This is a genomic window from Stutzerimonas stutzeri (assembly GCF_002890915.1).
Lineage (GTDB): Bacteria > Pseudomonadota > Gammaproteobacteria > Pseudomonadales > Pseudomonadaceae > Stutzerimonas > Stutzerimonas stutzeri_AF.
The window spans coordinates 661,427-680,928 of record NZ_POUT01000002.1 but is presented as its reverse complement, the minus strand read 5'-3'; the positions used below and the strand labels follow the sequence as shown (position 1 = coordinate 680,928).

13 protein-coding genes are annotated in these 19,502 nt (G+C 67.5%); 11 read left to right on the top strand and 2 right to left on the bottom strand.

What is annotated here, in order from left to right; translation table 11 throughout:
* Nucleotides 1-57: 57 nt before the first annotated feature.
* Nucleotides 58-975 carry a DUF6685 family protein gene (locus CXK94_RS06920; RefSeq protein ID WP_102893756.1) on the top strand — a complete coding sequence of 306 codons (918 nt, stop codon included), beginning with the start codon at nucleotides 58-60 and terminating at the stop codon, nucleotides 973-975.
* Nucleotides 976-1,199: 224 nt separating this feature from the next.
* Here CXK94_RS06920 and CXK94_RS06915 read toward each other — a convergent pair whose 3' ends face one another.
* Nucleotides 1,200-6,053 carry an NAD-glutamate dehydrogenase gene (locus CXK94_RS06915; RefSeq protein WP_102893755.1) on the bottom strand — a complete coding sequence of 1,618 codons (4,854 nt, stop codon included), beginning with the start codon at nucleotides 6,051-6,053 and terminating at the stop codon, nucleotides 1,200-1,202.
* 199 nt (nucleotides 6,054-6,252) lie between these two features.
* On the opposite strand from CXK94_RS06915, the gene CXK94_RS06910 reads away from it, so the two are divergent.
* The 8 genes from CXK94_RS06910 to CXK94_RS06875 all read left to right on the top strand — a co-directional run bounded on the left by CXK94_RS06910 (nucleotide 6,253) and on the right by CXK94_RS06875 (nucleotide 15,031).
* Nucleotides 6,253-7,212: an AAA family ATPase gene (locus CXK94_RS06910; protein WP_102893754.1), complete on the top strand. Its 960-nt coding sequence runs from the start codon at nucleotides 6,253-6,255 to the stop codon at nucleotides 7,210-7,212.
* On the top strand, nucleotides 7,212-8,177 hold the full coding sequence (locus CXK94_RS06905) for a DUF58 domain-containing protein (protein ID WP_102893753.1): 966 nt from the start codon (nucleotides 7,212-7,214) through the stop codon (nucleotides 8,175-8,177). Before CXK94_RS06910 ends, CXK94_RS06905 begins: the two co-directional genes overlap by 1 nt.
* Nucleotides 8,174-8,668, top strand: a complete 495-nt coding sequence (locus CXK94_RS06900; protein ID WP_102893752.1) for a DUF4381 domain-containing protein — start codon at nucleotides 8,174-8,176, stop codon at nucleotides 8,666-8,668. The genes CXK94_RS06905 and CXK94_RS06900 overlap by 4 nt, the downstream gene beginning before the upstream one ends.
* Nucleotides 8,661-9,680: a vWA domain-containing protein gene (locus CXK94_RS06895; RefSeq protein WP_102893751.1), complete on the top strand. Its 1,020-nt coding sequence runs from the start codon at nucleotides 8,661-8,663 to the stop codon at nucleotides 9,678-9,680. The genes CXK94_RS06900 and CXK94_RS06895 overlap by 8 nt, the downstream gene beginning before the upstream one ends.
* Nucleotides 9,677-11,377 (top strand): VWA domain-containing protein, encoded by a 1,701-nt coding sequence (locus CXK94_RS06890; RefSeq protein WP_102893750.1) that lies wholly within the window; start codon nucleotides 9,677-9,679, stop codon nucleotides 11,375-11,377. The genes CXK94_RS06895 and CXK94_RS06890 overlap by 4 nt, the downstream gene beginning before the upstream one ends.
* The gene (locus CXK94_RS06885) at nucleotides 11,374-13,002 is read left to right on the top strand and encodes a BatD family protein (RefSeq protein WP_102893749.1); all 1,629 of its coding nucleotides are present in this window, start codon (nucleotides 11,374-11,376) and stop codon (nucleotides 13,000-13,002) included. Before CXK94_RS06890 ends, CXK94_RS06885 begins: the two co-directional genes overlap by 4 nt.
* A gap of 218 nt (nucleotides 13,003-13,220) precedes the next feature.
* Nucleotides 13,221-14,441, top strand: a complete 1,221-nt coding sequence (locus CXK94_RS06880; protein WP_102893748.1) for a CmpA/NrtA family ABC transporter substrate-binding protein — start codon at nucleotides 13,221-13,223, stop codon at nucleotides 14,439-14,441.
* 11 nt (nucleotides 14,442-14,452) lie between these two features.
* Entirely contained in the window at nucleotides 14,453-15,031 is a 579-nt protein-coding gene (locus tag CXK94_RS06875) for an ANTAR domain-containing response regulator (RefSeq protein WP_037036986.1), read from the top strand.
* A gap of 218 nt (nucleotides 15,032-15,249) precedes the next feature.
* On the opposite strand, the gene CXK94_RS06870 is transcribed toward CXK94_RS06875, so the two are convergent.
* Entirely contained in the window at nucleotides 15,250-16,191 is a 942-nt protein-coding gene (locus CXK94_RS06870; protein WP_102893747.1) for a 1-phosphofructokinase family hexose kinase, read from the bottom strand.
* 352 nt (nucleotides 16,192-16,543) lie between these two features.
* Between CXK94_RS06870 and CXK94_RS06865 the strand changes: the two genes are divergently transcribed.
* A complete protein-coding gene (locus CXK94_RS06865) occupies nucleotides 16,544-17,755 on the top strand; it encodes a nitrate/nitrite transporter (protein WP_037036981.1) in 1,212 nt (403 codons plus the stop codon).
* A 59-nt stretch (nucleotides 17,756-17,814) separates the two neighbouring features.
* Nucleotides 17,815-19,485: a bifunctional protein-serine/threonine kinase/phosphatase gene (locus CXK94_RS06860; protein ID WP_102893746.1), complete on the top strand. Its 1,671-nt coding sequence runs from the start codon at nucleotides 17,815-17,817 to the stop codon at nucleotides 19,483-19,485.
* Nucleotides 19,486-19,502: the final 17 nt, after the last annotated feature.

The window sequence follows — 19,502 nt, the reverse complement described above, 5'->3', positions numbered from 1 at the left end:
ACGTTCATCCGCGGCCGCGGTGCAACCTCGACAGCCCTTCATTCTGAGAGCTCACCCATGATGAGCCTGCCCGAGCCAATGCCTTCACTGACATCTCATCTCGCCAGATTGGCGCAACGTTTCGGCGTGAGGACCAAGGCCTCGCACCAGATACTGGAGCGCGCCAGCCGGCTGCAACTGCCCTTTGCGCGGCTCCCCGAGCCCGAACCGAGCATCTTCTGGAACGACGGCCCCTGCCTGCAACGCCTCCTGGAACTGCCCCGCGGCGCGCTTTCCGGGCCGGTGCAGGAGGACAAGGCCCGCGCCCACGCGGCCTTGACCCGCCTGATCAGGAAGGAAAGCGATCCCCATTGCGAAATCGATCTGCGCCAGATCGACGGGATCGGCGGTTGCGCCAGCGACGGCGTCGGCTACCCGAGCATCGAAGCCTTCGCCGCCACACCGGCCTGCCGGCAGCTGCGCGTCATCAGCTACAAGGACTTCCTGCGTGCCCTTGGCACCGCCCTGCCCGGCTTCGACAAGGGCACACCGATCGAACTGCGCCAGGCCAGCTGGCTCGGCGAACGCCTCTACTGGACCGGCGAGCATCACATCGAAGCCTTCGCCTGCGCCGTCGCCTATGCCCGCCTGCGTGGCCTTGAAGTCATGCTGCCGGCCGAAGTCACCGACTACCGCCTCGACCGCGCCGGCCTCCAGGCACTCGATGCCGGCTACCATGCCGTCACCATGCCCGCCCAGGCCTGGAACGACCGCGACTTCATGGCGCTGCTGCTCGACACCAAGGTGGCGTATGCGCGACTGACGCTGCTGCGCAACGCCAGCAACTCGGAGCTGTTGCTGCTGGAAAAGCGCGACCCCACCGCCAACGCCATCGGCGAAGGCCTCAAGCTCGCCGGCGCGCCGGACATGCTCCGCTACCTGCGCGACCTACCGCAGATCACCCGTTTCAAGCGCGGACAACCTGCACCGAGCTGAAGGCTTACCGTGTAAAGCCAGCAAGCCTTGCGGCCTGCAATCGCCGCGAGGGCGCACCGCCCACAGAATAGGTGCAGCTTGGGCGCTCTTGTGGGAGGCCCGCCCTCGGGGCGATGCGTCTTGAGCAATCATGGGCCGGTCGGCGCTCCGCTTCATCCCACCGCGCTGCGCTGCTCGAGACCGGCTGCGCGGGTTTCAACCGCGCAGCATGATGGACGACAACCTCACCCCTGCCCCACCGATTGCGCCAGGTCCTGCAGCTCGCGGCTGGCCACGGCATAGATCGCATAGTCGCTGCCGCTGGCACCGCGTAGCTCGGCCAGCATCTCGCGCCAACGCTCGAGCGGATAGGGCCGCTGTGCCAGCCAGGCATCGACACGCTCGCCGATCTGCTCGGGCCCACCCGCCATTTGCAGCACCGATACGGTGATGCTGCGCTGCTGCGAATCCAGATCGTCGCGAAAGCCCTCGCGTGCCAGGGCCTGCCAGTTGTTGGCCACCGGCATGCTGGTCAGCTGGTGCAAGTACCAGGGCAGCTCCAGCGCCCCGCCGACGGCGAAATAGGCCGCGGCGACCTGCGCTGGCGCCTGGCCGGTCTCGTCCGCCGCCTCGAGGATCGGCAGCAGCGTGTAGAGGTGGCTGGTTCCGGCCACCATCCGCGCCAGCAGTTCCGGCACGCCAGCCTCGGTATAACGCTGATAGCGCCCCTGCCAGCGCTCGCGGGTAGCGCCCTGCAGCAGCTCATCGAGCTTGAGTCCGAGGGCAGCCACCCGCGGGCCGAAATGGGCGACATCGCGCGCCGCATCCAGCTCGTTGCGCCGATTGCGCAGGAACCAGCGGGTCGCCCGGCGCCCCAGCCGCATCAGCTCGTCCATCAGGGTCAGTTGCAGTTCGGCGGGCACCTTGTGGTCCAGCGCCTCGACCTGGCGGAACCAGTGCGGCAGATGGAAGATGTCGCGCACGATGACATAGGCACCGGCGACGTTGGCCGCACTCATCCCGGTGGCTTCCTTGAGCCGCTGGACGAAGGTGATGCCCATGTTGTTGACCAGGTCGTTGGCGATCTGCGTACTGACGATCTCGCGCTTGAGGCGATGCTGCAGCATGGCATCATGGAAGCGCTCGACCAGCAGCTGCGGAAATGCGCTGTCCATTTCCCGGGCCAGATAGGCATCGTCCGGTACGCGTGATTCCAGCAGCGCCTTCTTCAGCTCGATCTTGCTGTAGGAAATCAGCACCGACAGCTCGGGCCGGCTCAGCCCCTGGCCCAGATTCGCCCGCTCGGCCAGCGCCTCGTCCGACGGCAGGAACTCCAGGTTGCGGTCCAGCTGGCCCGCGGCCTCCAGCGCCGCGATCAGGCGGATGTATTCGCCGCCGCGCTCGCGCGCGCGATGCTGCGCCTGCGACAGCGCCTGGGTCTGCTTGTAGTTGTTGTGCAGCACCAGCTCAGCCACGGCATCGGTCATCTCGAACAGCAGCTGGTTGCGCTGCTTGCCGGTCATGTCGCCGCTGCTGACCACCTCGTTGAGCAGGATCTTGATGTTCACTTCATGGTCGGAACAATCGACCCCGCCGGCGTTATCGATGAAGTCGGTGTTGCTGGCGCCGCCATGCAGGGCGTATTCGACCCGGCCCAGCTGGGTCATGCCGAGGTTGCCACCCTCGCCCACCACCTTGGCACGCAGCTCGTTGCCGTTGACCCGCACCGCATCGTTGGCCTTGTCACCCACCTCGGCATGGCTTTCGCTGCTGCTCTTCACATAGGTGCCGATGCCACCGTTCCAGAGCAGGTCCACCGGCGCCTTGAGCAGGGCATTGATCAGCTCGGCAGGCGTCAGCTGGTCCGCGTCGATGGCGAAGCGCTGCTTCATCTGCGGGGTGATCTCCACGCGCTTGGCCGCACGCGGGAAGATGCCGCCGCCGGCGGAGATCAGCGAGCGGTCGTAATCGGTCCAGGCCGAGCGCGGCAATTCGAACAGGCGCTTGCGCTCGCTGAAACTGCGGGCCGGATCGGGGTCCGGGTCGATGAAGATATGCATATGGTTGAACGCCGCCACCAACTGCAGCGTTTCGGACATCAGCATGCCGTTGCCGAAGACGTCGCCGGCCATGTCGCCGATGCCGATCACGCTGATGCTGTCGGTCTGCACGTCGATCCCGCGTTCGCGGAAATGCCGCTGCACCGAGACCCAGGCGCCGCGCGCGGTGATGCCCATCTTCTTGTGGTCGTAGCCGGCCGAGCCGCCCGAGGCGAAGGCATCGCCGAGCCAGAAGTCGTACTCGGCGGCGATGCCGTTGGCGATGTCCGAGAAGCTCGCGGTGCCCTTGTCCGCGGCGACCACCAGGTAGGGATCGTCATCGTCGTAGCACAGCACGTTGGCTGGCGGCACGACACGGCCTTCCTTGAGGTTGTCGGTCACGTCCAGCAGCGCGCTGATGAATATCCGGTAACAGGCGATGGCTTCGGCCTGGATGTCGTCGCGGCTCCCGTTGCCCGGCAATCGCCGCGGAATGAAGCCGCCCTTGGCGCCACCGGGCACGATCACCGCATTCTTCACCTGCTGGGCCTTGACCAGGCCGAGCACCTCGGTGCGGTAATCCTCCTCGCGGTCGGACCAGCGCAGGCCGCCGCGCGCCACCTTGCCGCCGCGCAGGTGCACCCCTTCCACGCGCGGCGAGTAGACGAAGATCTCGTACAGCGGCGCCGGCCGCGGCATTTCCGGGATTGCTCGCGGATCGAGCTTGAAGCTGAAGTAATCCTTGGCCCGGCCGCTCGCATCCGGCTGGTAGAAGTTGGTGCGCAGCGTCGCCTTGATCAGGTCCAGGTAGCGCCTGAGGATGCGGTCCTCGTTGAGCACTGCCACTTCGTCCAGTGCCCCGAGGATCGCCTGTTCGAGACGCTGCTGCTTGTCGGCGAGATCGTCGTCGCCGAGCTTGCGCGCCAGGTAGAAACGCATCTTGAACAACCGCACCAGTTCGCGGGCGATGTCGGTGTGGTTGAGCAAGGCACTGGCGATGTAGCCCAGGCCGAAGCCCATGCGGATCTGCTTGAGGTAGCGGGCATAGGCCCGCAGCAGCGCCACTTCGCGCCAGGTCAGCCCGGCGGTCAGCACCAGCCGGTTGAAGGCATCGTTCTCGGCGAGCCCGCCGTAGATGTGGATGAAGGCATCCTGCAGCGGCTCGTTGATTTCCAGCAGGTCGATTTCCAGGCCTTCGGCATAGGTGAAGGCGAAATCGTGCATCCAGTATTCGCGGCCGCTCTTGTTGCGCAGCCGGAAGGGGAACTCGCCGATCACCCGCAGCCCGAGGTTTTCCATGATCGGCAGGATGTCGGACAGCGGCAACGGCGTGTCCATGTGGTAGAGCTTGCAGTGCAGGCGGTTTTCATCGGCGGTGGTGATCGGCTGGTAGAAGCTCATCACCAGCGGGCGCTCCTCGTTCAACGCGAGCACGTGCTGCATGTCCACCGTGGCCGACTGCGGCGAGAAGCGCTCGCGATAACCAGCCGGGAACCCCTTGGGAAATTCGCCGAGCAGGTTGGTCCCCTGCGCCTCGCCGAAGCGCTCGACCATCAGGCAGGCATAGTCGTCCTGCCAACTGCGGCAGGCCTGCAGGACTTCCTGCTCGAGGCGCTCCGGGTCGACCTGTATCGGCTTGTTGGGATCCAGGCGCAGGATGAACTGCACCCGCGTCAGCACCGATTCGGAGAAATAGGTGGAGAATTCGCAACCGCTGGCTTCGAGCCGATCCACCAATACCTGCTGGATCTTCAGCCGGGTCTCGGTGGAATAGCTGTCGCGCGGTACGTACACCAGGCAATAGCAGAAACGCCGGTAGGGATCGAAGCGCAGGAACAGGCGCAGCCGGTTGCGCTCCTGAATCTGCACGATGGCGATGGCGTTCTCGAACAGCTCGTCGATCGGCGCCTGGAACAGCTCGTCGCGCGGCAGCACCTCGAGCACCTGCACCAACTCCTTGGCCAGGTGCGCCGAACTGCCGAAGTTGGCGCGCTGCACCACGGCCTCGACCTTGCGCCGGATGAACGGAATGCGCCGCACGCTCTGGGTGTATACCGACGAGGTGAACAGACCGAGGAAGCGGCATTCGCGAACCACCCGGCCCTCCTCGTCGAACTCGCGTACCGAAACGAAGTCCGGATAGGCCGGGCGATGCACGCGGCTGGGCATTGCCGCCTTGGCGAACGACAGCAGCAAGGGCTCGCGCAGGTAGCCGACGGACTGGCTGGTGAGCGACTGCTCCTCCCGCGACAGGCCGGTGCGCATGCTGCGCGACAGGCCCAGCAGCGACCCTTCGTCATAGACGATGCGCCCGCCGTCCGGCTGCTCGACGACGGAGAACTCCTCGTAGCCGAGGAAAGTGAAATGGTCGGCGGCCAGCCAGCGCATGAAGTCCCTGATTTCCTCCAGCTCATCGCCGTCGATGCGCAGGTTCACCCGCTCCAGCCGCGCCTGCAGCTCCTCGGCCTTGCCCTTCATCGCGGCGAAATCGGCGACCACCTGGCGCACGTCGGCCAGCACGCCCTGCAGCGACTGCTCCAGCTCGCGCAATGCAGCGGCACTGGCGCAGCGGTCGATCTCGACGAAAATCAGCGATTCGGCATGGCTGTCCGGCGCCCGACTGTCCTTGGGCAGCAGTTCGAGCAGCGTTCCGTCGGCATCGCGGCGCACCTGCAGCACGCTGGTCTGCAACGTATGGATGCTGTAGCCACGACGGGTCAGCTCGATGCGCACCGAGTCGACCAGGAACGGCATGTCCGGATGCAGCACCTCGACCACGCTATGGGTCGACTGCCAACCGTGCTTTTCGTAATCGGGGTTGAAGACCTGCACCTCGGGCATGGCCGGATCGAAGCGCTCGAGCAGTCGCCAGCTGGCCAGGGTCGAGCCGACCAGGTCGGTCATGCGCCGCTCGGTGAGTTCGCTCAGGGCGACGATGCCGAAGAACTGCTCGGCGAACAGGCCCAGCTGGGGCAGGAGTTGAGGGTCTATGTACTGTGCCAGTGCTGTCTGCAATTGCTGCTGAAAGTCGGCTTTGCTAGCCGCTGAGAAGAACGCCATGTATGGCTCCGCTTGGCTTGCTGAGAAAGGTTTGCCGGTAGTGACTGGCACCACAGGACGAAGGTTCAAGGTTAGTCTAGCCGAGGGCTAATACAGTAAAGTGGCGCATTCCCCTCCGGCCCTCTGCGACCGTTCGTTGCAGCAAGCGGGTCCGTCGACACGGCGGGCCGGGTCGCCGCCATCAGGAAGAAGCGAGACGATGGACCACCGTGAATCGATAATCGCGTTGCGACAGTTCCTTTCCAGCCAGATCCTGGGTCAGGAACGCTTGATCGAGCGCCTGCTGATCGCCCTGCTCGCCGACGGCCACATGCTCGTCGAGGGCGCCCCCGGGCTGGCCAAGACGCGCGCGATCAAGGAGCTGGCCGAAGGCCTGGAGGCCGAGTTCCATCGCATCCAGTTCACGCCGGACCTGCTACCGGCGGACATCACCGGGACCGAGATCTACCGCCCGGAAACCGGCAGCTTCGTCTTCCAGCAGGGGCCGATCTTCCACAACCTGGTGCTCGCCGACGAGATCAACCGCGCCCCGGCCAAGGTGCAGTCGGCGCTGCTGGAGGCCATGGCCGAACGCCAGGTCAGCATCGGGCGCAGCACCTATGACCTGTCGCCGCTGTTCCTGGTGATGGCCACGCAGAACCCCATCGAGCAGGAAGGCACCTACCCGTTGCCCGAGGCGCAGCTCGACCGTTTCCTGCTGCATGTGAAGATCGGTTTCCCGGACGCCTCGGTGGAACGGCGCATCCTGCAGCAGGCCCGTGGCGAGGCGATCAATGGCGAGGCGGCGCCGGAACATCGCGTCAGCCAGCAGGCGATCTTCGCCGCGCGCAAGGACATCCTCGGCCTGTACATGGCCGACGCGGTGGAGGAATACCTGGTGCAGCTGGTCATGGCCACGCGCACGCCGGCCAAGTTCGACGCCGAGCTGGCCGAATGGATCGCCTACGGCGCCAGCCCGCGCGGCTCCATCGCCCTGGATCGTTGCGCGCGGGCGCACGCCTGGCTCGCCGGGCGCGACTTCGTCAGCCCCGAGGACATCCAGGCGATGCTCTTCGACGTGTTGCGCCATCGCATCATCCTTTCGTTCGAGGCGGAGGCCGCCGGCATCGACCAGGACCGCGTCATCCAGCGCGTCCTCGACGTGGTGGCGGTGGCCTGATGCAGGCGCAGGCTCGCGACGCTGGACTGCCGCTGGAAAACGAGGCCGGCGTCCGCGTGACCCTGGCCGAGCTCATCGACATTCGCCACCGGGTCCGCGAAGTCCCGCTGTTCTCGACACCGCACCGGCGCAGCCCGCTGGTGGGCCTGCACCATTCCAAGCTGCGCGGCCGCGGCGTGGACTTCGACCAGGTGCGCATCTACCAGGCCGGCGATGATGTGCGCACCATCGACTGGCGGGTCACCGCGCGTACCCAGGAGCCGCATACCAAGCTCTTCCACGAGGAACGCGAGCGGCCGATCTACATCATCGCCGAACAGAGCCGGCGCCTGTTCTTCGGCAGTGGCCGCGCCTTCAAGTCGGTGCTCGCGGCGCGCGCCGCGAGCCTGATCGGTTGGGCGGCGCTGAGCCACAACGACCGGGTCGGCGGGTTGGTTTTCGGTAGCGCCGAACAGCAGGAAATCAAACCGCGGCGCAGCAAGCAGAGCCTGTTGCAGCTGCTGGACCGGCTGGCCAGGGCCAACCGCCAGCTGAACCCGCAAAGTCCCATCGACCCGGAGGCCTTCAGCCTCGCATTGCGCCGGGCACGCGAGGTGCTGCGCCCCGGCAGCCTCTCGGTGATTCTCTGCGACGAGCGGGCCCTGAGCGATGCCGCCGAGCAACAGCTGAGCCTGCTGGCGCGTCATGTCGACCTGTTACTGCTGCCGCTGTTCGACCCACTCGACCACGCCTTGCCCGCCGCCGGCCTGCTGCGTTTCAGCCAGGACGACGCCCATCTGGAGCTGGATACCCAGGATGCCGCCCTGCACCAGCGCTACCGCCAGCAAGGCGAAGCCCGCAGCGCCCGCTGGCAGCGACTGGCCGACCGCCTGCGGGTGCCCCTGATGCCGCTCGACACCCACTACGATCTGGTCGAACAGTTACGCGAGTATCTGAGCGTGCAGCACCCGAGCGCCCGGCCATGAACTCGCTCGACCAACTGGCGCCGCTGATCGAGCCGGCACCGATCTCCTGGTGGCCGCCGGCACCTGGCTGGTGGTTGCTGGGGCTGCTGCTGGCGCTCGCCCTCGGGGCGCTCTGGCAACTGCTCCGTCATCTGCCGCGACACAAGCCCCGCACGGCGAACGAACCGCCCTTGGACCCGCAGCGCCAGGAGGCCCTCGATGAGCTGGCGCGCCTGAGCAAGCCCTACGGCGGCCAGCCGGCCAGCCACTGGCTGCAACAGCTCAACGCCCTGCTCAAGCGGCTGTGTCGCATCCGCTACCCCGACGATCATCCGCATACGCTGAGCGGGCGCGCCTGGCTGGCATTCCTCGACAACCGCTGTCCGGCGGCCGGCCTGACCCGCTGGATGGTGCTCGTCGAAGGCGCCTACCGCGCCGAATGCCGGCTGGACGACAAGGCCATCGACGGCCTCGAGCAGGCCGTCGATACCTGGATCCGCAAGCATGTTTGAGCTGGCCTGGCCCTGGGTCTTCCTGCTGCTGCCGCTGCCCTGGCTGCTGCGCGGGCTGCTGCCGGCCGCCGACAGCGGCGAGGCGGCCCTGAAGGTGAGCTTCCTCGACGAGCTGCAAAGCCTTTCCGGCCGGCGCGCCCGCGTTGCCCTGCCCGCCTGGCGCCAGCAGTTGCCCTACCTGACCGTCTGGTTGCTGTTGCTGTTCGCCGCGGCCCGCCCGCAATGGCTCGGCGAACCCCTGCCGCTGCCCGTCAGCGGCCGCGACCTGCTGGTGGCGGTGGATGTCTCCGGCTCGATGGATTACCCCGACATGCACTGGGACGACGAGGAAATCACCCGCCTGGAACTGGTCAAGCGCCTGCTCGGCGACTTCATCGAGCAACGCCACGGCGATCGCGTCGGCCTGATCCTGTTCGGCAGCAAGGCCTACCTGCAGGCACCGCTGACCTTCGACCGGCGCACCGTACGCATCTGGCTCGACGAAGCGCTGGTGGGCATCGCCGGCAGCAATACCGCCATCGGCGACGCCATCGGCCTGGCGGTCAAGCGCCTGCGCGAGCGGCCGGCCGACAGCCGAGTACTGGTCCTGGTCACCGATGGCGCCAACAACGGTGGCGAAATCGAGCCCCTGCTGGCGGCGACCCTGGCCGCCGAGGAAGGCGTGCGCATCCACACCATCGGCATCGGCGCCGATGCCGAGGAAGGCGGCGTACTCAGCCGTTTCGGCTTCAACCCCGGGCTGGAGCTGGACGAACCGACGCTGCGCGCCATCGCCGAGCGCACCGGCGGCGAATACTTCCGGGCGCGCACCAGCGCCGAACTCGAAGCGATCGGCGAAACCCTCGATCGCCTCGAGCCGGCCGCCCAGCAACCGACCCAGGCACGCCTCGCCGAAGCGCTATACGTCTGGCCGCTCGCGGCGGCACTGCTGATCAGCCTGCTGCTGGTGGCCGCCAACCTGTGGAGCGCGCCGTTGCAGCACCTCGCCTGGCTTCGGGAGCAGCGTCGATGAGCGACTGGCTGCCGCATCTGCTGCGGCCTTCCTGGCTGCTGGTCGTTCCGCTGCTGCTCTGGCTGCTGTGGCGCCTCTGGCATCGGCAGCGACAGGTTGGCCGCTGGCAACGCCTACTGCCCGAGCCCTTCCATGCCGCCCTGCTGACCCGCGGCCGGCTGCGCAACAGCCGCCTGCCGTGGATCGCCCTGGGTCTGGCCTGGCTGCTGGCCGTACTGGCGCTGCTCGGGCCCAGTTGGCAGCGGCTCGAGCAGCCCAGCCTGAAACGCTCCGACCCGCTGGTCGTGCTGCTGGAACTGACCCCCGCCATGCTCGCCGGCGATGCCCCCCCGACGCGGCTGGACCAGGCCAAGCGCAAGCTGCTCGACCTGCTGGAAAGCCGGCGGGACGTGCAGACCGCCGTGGTGGTCTATGCCGGCAGCGCGCACACGCTGGTGCCGCTGTCGGACGACCTGGCTACCACGCGCAACCTGCTCGCGGCCCTTCGCCCGGCGCTGATGCCCGAGCCCGGGCAGCGCGCCGACCTGGCGGCCGCCCAGGGCCTTGCACTACTGGAGCAGGCCGGCCAGGGCCAGGGCCGACTGTTGCTGATCGGCAGCAGCCTGGACGAACAGGAACGCAGCGGCATCGCCACGCTCATGCGCGGCCAGGGCCAGCGTCTGCTGATCCTCGGCGTCGGCACCGAACAGGGGGCGCCGATCGCCGGAGAGAACGGCAGTTTCCTCAAGGACGAACAGGGCGCGATCCTGATTCCCCGCCTCGACCATGCCGGCCTGCGCCGCTTCGCCAGCGAGCTGGGCGGGCGCTACCAGCAGGCGCGCCTGGGCGACGCCGACCTGATGGCCCTCGGCCTGCTCGATGCAACCGGTGCGCTGCTGCAGCACGACGATGTCACCCGCCTCGAGGCCTGGCTGGATCAGGGCCACTGGCTGCTGCTGCCCCTGCTCCTGCTGGCCGCCTGTGCCGGCCGCCGCGGCTGGCTGTTCTGCCTGCCGCTGTTGCTGCTGCAGCCGCAGCCGGCCAGCGCCTTAGAGATCGAGGATTTCTGGTTGCGCCCCGACCAGCAGGGCCGGCGCCTGCTCGAGGCACAGCAACCGGAGCGAGCCGCCGAACGCTTCACCGATCGCCGCTGGCAGGCGATCGCCCGCTACCGGGCCGGCGACTATCCCGCCGCGGCCAAGCTGTTCGCCGAAGGCCGCAGCGCCGCCGACCATTACAACCGCGGCAATGCCCTGGCCCGTAGCGAAGCCTTCGAGGCGGCCATCGAGGCCTACGATCAAGCGCTGGAACTGCAACCCGACCTGCAGGTGGCGCAGCGCAACAAGGCACTGGTCGAAGAGCTGCTGCGGCAACGCCAGCAACAGCCGCAGGAAGATTCTCGAGCCGCCGAATCGCAAGCCAGTGCGCAGCAACCGCAAGGAAGCACCGAGACCAAGCCGCCGCCACCGGAAAATGCCAACGACGAACCGCCCCGCGAGAGCCGCGACGATGCCTCATCACCAAGCCCTGCCGGCGAGCAACCGGACGAGCCGCAGCCGGCTGCCGCACGACCCCGGGGGCAGGACGAGGCGCTGCCCGACATGGAGCGCCAGCAGGCCACGGAACAATGGTTGCGGCAGATCCCGGACGACCCCGGCGAGCTGCTGCGGCGCAAGTTCCTCTACGAACAACGCAAGCGCCAGGAAGTGAACCGATGATGCGCCTGATGATTCTTCTTCTGCTCAGCGTGCTCGCCGCCCAGGCCGGCGCATCAGGGCTGCTTGCCCGAGTGGACCGCACCCAGCTGAATATCGATGAAACCTTCGAGCTGAGCCTCGAATCCCAGGGCAATACGGTGTTCGGCCGGCCCGACCTGCAGCCCTTGGAACAGCTGTTCGAAATCTTCGACACACGCCAGGTCAACCAGTTGTCCAGCAGCAACGGCGAGACCCGGGCGATCACCCGCTGGCTGATCACGCTGCGCCCGCGACAGACCGGCTACGTCATCATCCCGCCGCTGCAACTCGGCGACTGGCGCAGCGAGCCGATCACCCTGCTGGTACAGGAATCGCGGGCCACGGATGCGAACGACCAGTTGGCGCCGATCTTCATCGATGCCAGCCTCGACCAGGACAGCGTCTACGTGCAGGCCCAGGTCACCCTCACCCTGCGCATCTATCACTCGGTCTCGCTGTACGACGACAGCAGCCTGTCGCCCCTGCAGATGCCCGACGCACTGGTGGAGCGCCTCGGCGAGCCACGCACCTACGAAAAGACCATCAATGGCATCCGCCATGGCGTCATCGAGGTGCGCTATGCGCTGTTCCCGCAGAAAAGCGGCGAGCTGGTCATCCCCGCCCAACTCTTCAGCGCCACCACCGTGGCGGCCGGCAACGACTCGCTGTTCGGCCCGCGCCCGGGCCGCTCGACCCAGGTCAGATCTCCGAGCATCCCGCTGCACGTCAAGGGCAAGCCCGCGGACTATCCCGCCGATGCCCCCTGGCTGCCTGCACGCAGCCTCACGCTGGTGGAAGCCTGGAGCCCCGAACCGGACCGGGCCCAGGCCGGCCAATCGCTGACTCGCAGCCTGCTGCTCAAGGCCGAGGGCCTGACCAGCACCCAGTTGCCAGCCATCGGCTCGCCGCAAAGCGCCGAACTGCGGCGCTATCCGGACCAGCCCAGCCTCGCCAACGAAGTGGCCCCGTCAGGCATCGTCGGCAGCCGGGAACAACGCGAAGCGCTGATTCCCACCCGTAGCGGCAGCCTGCAGCTACCGGCGCTGGAAGTGGTCTGGTGGAACACCGTCGAGGACCGGCTGGAGCGCACCGCCTTGGCCGAACGCAGGCTGCAGGTCGCCGACAATCCGGACCTGCTGCAGCCGCCAGCCGAGCACCCGATCATGGTCCAATCCAGCGCCGAGCCGCCACTGCTCTGGCCATGGCAGCTGAGCACGGCACTGCTCGCGGCCAGCACCCTGGCCGGCTTCGCACTGTGGCTGCATGCACGGCGGCAGCCGGCCGTGCAACGTGCCCTCCAGACCGGACCGACGCCGCGCAGCCTGCTCGACGACCTGCGCCGCGCCTGCCAAGCCAACGATCCCCAGGCCACGCGCCAGGCATTGGACGCCTGGGCACGCCAGCAACCGGAAACCCTCGCCGACATGGCCGCGCGCTTCGTGCCGCTGTCCGACGCACTGGACGGCCTCAACGGCGCGCTGTACAGCGAAACCGGCCAACGCTGGCAAGGCGAAGCGCTGTGGCAGGCGGTCCAGGCGCTGCCAGCGGCAGCCAACCCGGGCGGCGAACAGGAGCAAGGCGCCCTGCCACCGCTGTATCCGCGCTGACACGGCATATCAGCGTAGCCTTTCACCGTCCCGCAGGAACCAGCTTGCCGGCGATCCGGCGATCCGGCGATGCAGGAAGCAAAGCTCGCCAGCAAGCTGGCGCCTACGGAATGCCCACTAGCTGGATCCAGCCCTGGCATATCGCTTGCTACGTTCACGGCAACCCCTGCGCCGCCATCAACCCGCGGCGTATTCGCGCATTTCACAAGGCAGCCAGCATGACCGATTCCCCCACAGCGCCCCGCCACGATGCCCTGGCCTGGGTCGCCGGCAGCGACGCACCGGAAAAGAGCACGGTCAATCTCGGCTTCCTGCCCCTGACCGACGCCGCATCGCTGATCGTCGCCGCCACCCAGGGCTTCGCCCAGCCGTTCGGCCTGACCCTCAACCTGCACCGGCAGAATTCCTGGTCGGGCCTGCGCGACAAGCTGATTGGCGGCGAACTGGACGCGGCCCATGGGTTGTACGGGCTGATCTATGCGGTGCACCTGGGCATCGGCGGCAGCCCGGCGGTGGACATGGCCGTCCTCATGGGGCTGGCGCAGAACGGCCAGAGCATCAGCCTCTCTGCACCATTGAAGGCCGCCGGCGTGACCACTCCCGAGGCATTGCGCGCCTGCGTGCGCCAAAGCGGTGCACGTATCACCCTCGCCCAGACGTTTCCCACCGGCACCCACGCCCTCTGGCTGTATTACTGGCTGGCCGCCTACGGCATTCATCCGCTGGAAGATGTCCGGACCCTGGTGGTGCCGCCATCGCAGATGGTCGCCCACCTGCGCGCGGGACGCATCGACGGTTTCTGTGCCGGCGAACCCTGGGGCGCCCAGGCGATCGTCGAGAATGCCGGCTTTACCCTGGCGACCAGCCAATCGATCTGGCCGGATCACCCGGAAAAGGTCCTCGGCTGCACCCGCGCGTTCATCGAGCAGTACCCCAACACCGCGCGCGCATTGGTGATGGCGGTGCTCGAAGCCAGCCGCTTCATCGACCAGAACCAGGAAAACCGCCGCAGCACGGCCCAGTTGATCGCCGGGCACGAATATGTCGACGCTCCGCTGGCCTCCATCGAACCGCGCTTTCTCGGCCTGTACCAGGACGGCCTCGGCAATACCTGGCAGGACGCCCACCCCCTGCGCTTCTTCGCCGAAGGCACGGTGAACATGCCCTATCACTCCGATGGCCTCTGGTTCATGACCCAGCTGCGGCGCTGGGGCCTGCTGCGCGAGGATCCCGACTACCTCGCCGTCGCCCGCACCGTGCAACAGACCACCCTCTACCGGCAGGCCGCCAGCGCCCTGGGCATCGCCGTTCCCGAAAGCCCGATGCGTACCTCCACCCTGATGGATGGCAGCCACTGGGACGGCAGCGACCCCGCTGGCTACGCCCGCAGCTTCGCCCTGCACGCCATGGCCGACAGCGCCGTGGCGCCGGCACCCTGAAGGAGATCGGCATGTTGCGCATTCTCCTCATCGACGACACCCCGCGTAAGGTCGGCCGGCTGAAGAACGCCCTGATCGAGGCCGGCTTCGAGGTCATCGAAGAGTCCGGCCTGACCATCGATCTGCCCGAACGGGTGGAAGCGGTTCGCCCGGACGTGGTGCTGATCGACACCGACTCGCCCGGCCGCGACGTCATGGAGCAGGTGGTGCTGGTCACGCGCGACCAGCCGCGGCCCATCGTCATGTTCACCGACGACAGCGACCCGGCCGCCATGCGCCAGGCGATCCGCGCCGGCGTCAGCGCCTATATCGTCGAGGGCATCCAGGCCCAGCGCCTGAAGCCGATCCTCGAGGTGGCCATGGCCCGCTTCGAGAGCGACCAGGCCATCCGCGCGCAATTGCAGGCACGCGAGCAGCAACTGGCCGAGCGCAAGCGCATCGAACTGGCCAAGGGCATGCTGATGAAGATGCGCGACTGCAAGGAGGAAGAAGCCTATACCCTCATGCGCCGGCAGGCGATGAGCCGCCAGCAGAAGCTGATCCAGGTCGCCGAACAGATCATCGCAATGAACGAATTGCTCGGGCAGTGAAGGTGCCGGGCTGCAGGGCGTCCTGAAACCTGAAGCCCCCACAAATTTGTAGGTTGGGTTGAGCCTGCGAAGCCCAACGAGCGAGGCCCCAGGCGACACATTCGTAAAGATGGATTTTCCCCGGCGCGCGGGAACCGGCCTTGGCTCCGTGTGATCTCGGGCTTTGCCGCTGCGCGGCCCAACCCGACCTGCGGCTGCAGCACATGGCGCAAGCCCTACTAGCGGTCCGAGCAGCCGAGTCCGGCAAGCAGCCGCTGCACATCCTCGCGGTGGCAAAGCTCGGTCCCCGGGCGCATCACCGTTGCGGCGCCGGCGGCAACGCCGCAACGCACGGCATCGCCGAGTTCACGGCCTTCGGCCAGCGCCAGGACGATGGCCCCGAGCATGCTGTCGCCCGCGCCTACCGCGCTGGTCACCGGAACCTGTGGCGAAGCTATCCGCTGCAGATACCCGTCGCAGGCGACTAACGCGCCCTCCGCGCCCAGCGACAGCACCACGATCTCGGCACAGCCCCGCTGTATCAGGCTGCGCAGCGCCTCCTCCTGCTGGGCCTCGCCTACCACCGGATAGCCCATCAGGCTGGACAGTTCGTTGAGACTCGGCTTCATCAGGTAGGCCCCTCCCTGGCTGGCCGCATGCGCCAGGGGCTCACCGGACAGGTCCACCACCAGCCGGGCGCCGATGCGCCGCGCCAGCAGCAGCAGCTCATCGAAGAAGTCGACGGCCACCCCGGGCGGAAAGCTGCCGCTGAGTACCAGATACTGCGGCGCGGGATGCAGTGCCGCCACGGTATCCAGGCAGCGCTGCAATTCCTCCGCCGCGAGCGATGGCCCGGGCAGCACGAAACGGTATTGCAGCCCCGTCTCCACCTCGTCCACGGTAAAACTTTCCCGCGTGTCGCCCCTGATCGGCACCGGCCTGTGCACCAGGCCGAGTTCGTCCAGCGAACGCTGCAGCAACTCGCCAAAGGGGCCACCCGAGGGGTAGATAGCCAGCGCCTTGCCGCCCAGCGTCTTGACCACCCGCGCGACATTGATGCCGCCGCCCCCCGGATCATGGCGCGGCAGCGAGCAACGCAGCTTGTCGGTACTCACCACCCGGGCCGTACCGACCGAAAGATCCATCGCCGGGTTGAGGGTCAGGGTCGCAATAAAGGGCATCGCTCGTTCCTCGTTTGGCATGCCAAGCCTATCAGCAACCGCAGCGGTCGCGCTTGCCTGCCCCGATTTGGCCCAGGGATGCGCGTTATTCGTGCAGCGGCTCGCATCATCGCCCCGCCCACTGCTCGCCATACCCCCATGCTTCGCGGTATTCGCAAGGCTGGCACGCTAGATGCTTGATCGTTTCCACGGCAGGCCAACGGCGGTCTCCGATACACGACAAAGGCGTCGCAAACACCCTGCCCCGGCAGGCGTGCTGCGACGCCTTTTTGTTTTTCCGCCCCGCTGCCGGGGCGGGCCTGAGCTGCATTCGCGGGCATTGCCGCGCAACGAACGCCCTGGAGCCGATCCGATGAACACGAGTTTCTGGAAAGCCGGCCACACGCCGACCCTGTTTGCATCCTTTCTCTATTTCGACCTGAGCTTCATGGTCTGGTATGTGCTCGGCCCGCTGGGCGTGCAGATTGCCGCCGACCTCGGGCTGACCACCCAGCAACGCGCCTTCATGGTCGCCACGCCGATCCTCGCCGGCGCGGTGCTGCGCCTGGTGCTGGGGATCCTCGCCGACCGCACCTCGCCCAAGACCGCCGGCCTGATCGGCCAGGGCGTGGTGATCGCAGCCCTGGCCGTCGCCTGGCTGCACGGTATCCACAGCTACGAACAGGCCTTGCTGCTGGGACTGTTCCTCGGCATGGCCGGCGCTTCCTTCGCCGTCGCCCTGCCACTGGCCTCGCAGTGGTATCCGCCCCAGCACCAGGGCAAGGCGATGGGCATAGCCGGCGCCGGCAACTCCGGCACGGTGCTGGCGGCGCTGTTCGCCCCGGTGCTGGCCACCCTGTTCGGTTGGAACAATGTCTTCGGCCTGGCACTGATTCCGCTGAGCCTGACCCTGATCCTCTTCGCCAGCGTGGCGAAGAACGCGCCGAACCGTCCCGCGCCGAAGGCGCTGGCCGACTACCTCAAGGCCCTCGGCGATCGCGACAGCTGGTGGTTCATGTTCTTCTACAGCGTGACCTTCGGCGGCTTCCTCGGCCTGGCCAGCACCCTGCCCGGCTACTTCCATGACCAATACGCCTTCGACCCGGTGAAGGCCGGCTACTACACCGCCGCCTGCGTCTTCGCCGGTAGCCTGCTGCGCCCGCTGGGCGGTGCGCTGGCCGATCGCATCGGCGGCATCCGCGCGCTGCTGGTGATGTATACCGTGGCCGCGCTCTGCCTCGCCGTGGTGGGTTTCAACCTGCCCAGCGCCACCGCCGCCCTGGCACTGTTCGTGGTCGCCATGCTCAGCCTCGGTGCCGGCAATGGCGCGGTGTTCCAGCTGGTACCACAGCGCTTCAACAAGGAAATCGGCGTGATGACCGGCCTGGTCGGCATGGCCGGCGGCATCGGCGGCTTCCTGCTGACCGCCGGCCTGGGCGCGATCAAGCAATCGACCGGGGATTACCAGCTCGGCCTCTGGCTGTTCGCCAGCCTCGGCGTGCTGGCCTGGTTCGGCCTGCATGGCGTCAAGCAACGCTGGCGGACCACCTGGGGCTCGGCGGCCGTGACGGCTGCGCGGGTTTGAATCTACTGTAGGCGCACGCAAGTTTGCTCGCGCCTACACCAACCGCACCGGAAGCCCGCATGCCCTTGCAACTCAGTTACGGCGAAGCCAGCGCCGCCGGGCCACGTCCGGAGAACCAGGATGCGATCCGCATCGTCACACCGGCGCCTTCGCTGGCAACCGGCAAGGGCTATCTGTTCGCCCTCGCCGACGGCGTCAGCCAGTGCGCCGACGGTGCGCTGGCCGCCCACACCACCCTGCAGGCACTGGCTTTCGATTACTACGCGACCCCCGAGACCTGGGCCGTAGCGCAATCGCTGGATCGCGTGCTGGTGGCACACAACCGCTGGTTGCAGGCCAATGGCGGCGGACCGCTGCTGACGACGCTGACCGCCCTGGTACTGCGCGGCCGGCGCTTCACCCTCGCCCATGTCGGCGATTGCCGCGCCTACCGCTGGAACGGCACCCAGTTGGAACGTCTCAGCGAGGACCACGTCTGGGAACAGCCGAACATGCAGCACGTGCTCAAGCGCGCGCTGGGGCTGGACCAGCACCTGCTGATGGACTACCTGGACGGCGACCTGCACGAGGGCGACTGCTTCGTGCTGCTGAGCGACGGCGTCTGGTCGAGCATCACCGAGCGGGATCTCGCACACGTATTGCACGACCAACCGGACCTGCCCGCGGCGGCCCGCGCCCTGGTCAATCTCGCCCACCAGAGCGGCAGCCAGGACAATGCCAGCGCGCTGCTGCTGCGCGTCGACAGGTTACCCGAGGCCGTGCTGGCGGACGCCCTGGCGCGGCTGGATCATTGGCCGCTGCCGCCACGCCTGCGCCCCGGCCAGAAATTCGAAGGCTGGCAGGTCGAGGCGCTGCTGGCCGAGTCCAGGCAATCGCTGATCTATCGGGTGCGTGACGCGCAAGCCCAGCCCTGGCTGTTGAAGACGCTACCGACGAGCCGCCAGGACGAACACGAGGCCGCGCCCGCCCTGCTGCAGGAGGAATGGTTCCTGCGCCGGGTCGCCGGACGCAGCTTCGCCGAAGTCCACCCGCTGCCGCAACGCCAGCATCTCTATTACGTGCAGCGCGAATACGCCGGAACGACACTGGCGCAGCGGTTCCAGGCCCAGGGCCCGATGCCGCTCGCCGACTGGCTGCAGCTGGCGCCGCGGCTGATCCGCGCCGTGGGCATGCTGCACCGGCGCAATATCCTGCACCGCGACATCAAACCGGAGAACCTGCACCTGGGCGAGGACGGCGAGCTGCGGATAGTGGATTTCGGCCTGGCCTTCTGCCCGGGCCTGTCCCGCGACCTGCCGCACCAGTTGCCGGGCACGCCCAGCTTCCTTGCTCCCGAGGCCTTTGCCGGAGGCGCACCAGGCACGAGCCACGATCTCTACGCCACCGGCGTGACGCTCTACTACCTGCTGACCGGCCACTATCCCTACGGCGAGATCGAGCCGTTCCAGCACCCGCGCTTCGGCAAGCCGACACCGGCCAGCCGCTATCGCCCGGACGTGCCCCCCTGGCTGGATGCGCTCCTCGAGCAGGCCGTGGCAGCGGACCCACGGCAGCGTTTCGAGACGGCAGAGCAATGGCTGCTGCAACTGGACCAGGGCGAACGCCAGGCGCAGAACCCTCGGCCGCGGCCGTTGCTCGAACGCGAACCGCTCAAGGTGTGGCGCAGCGTGGCGCTGCTTTCCCTGTTGCTGAACCTGGCGCTGCTGATGCTGCTGGCGCGGCTGTCCTGAACGGCGACGATCGGCCT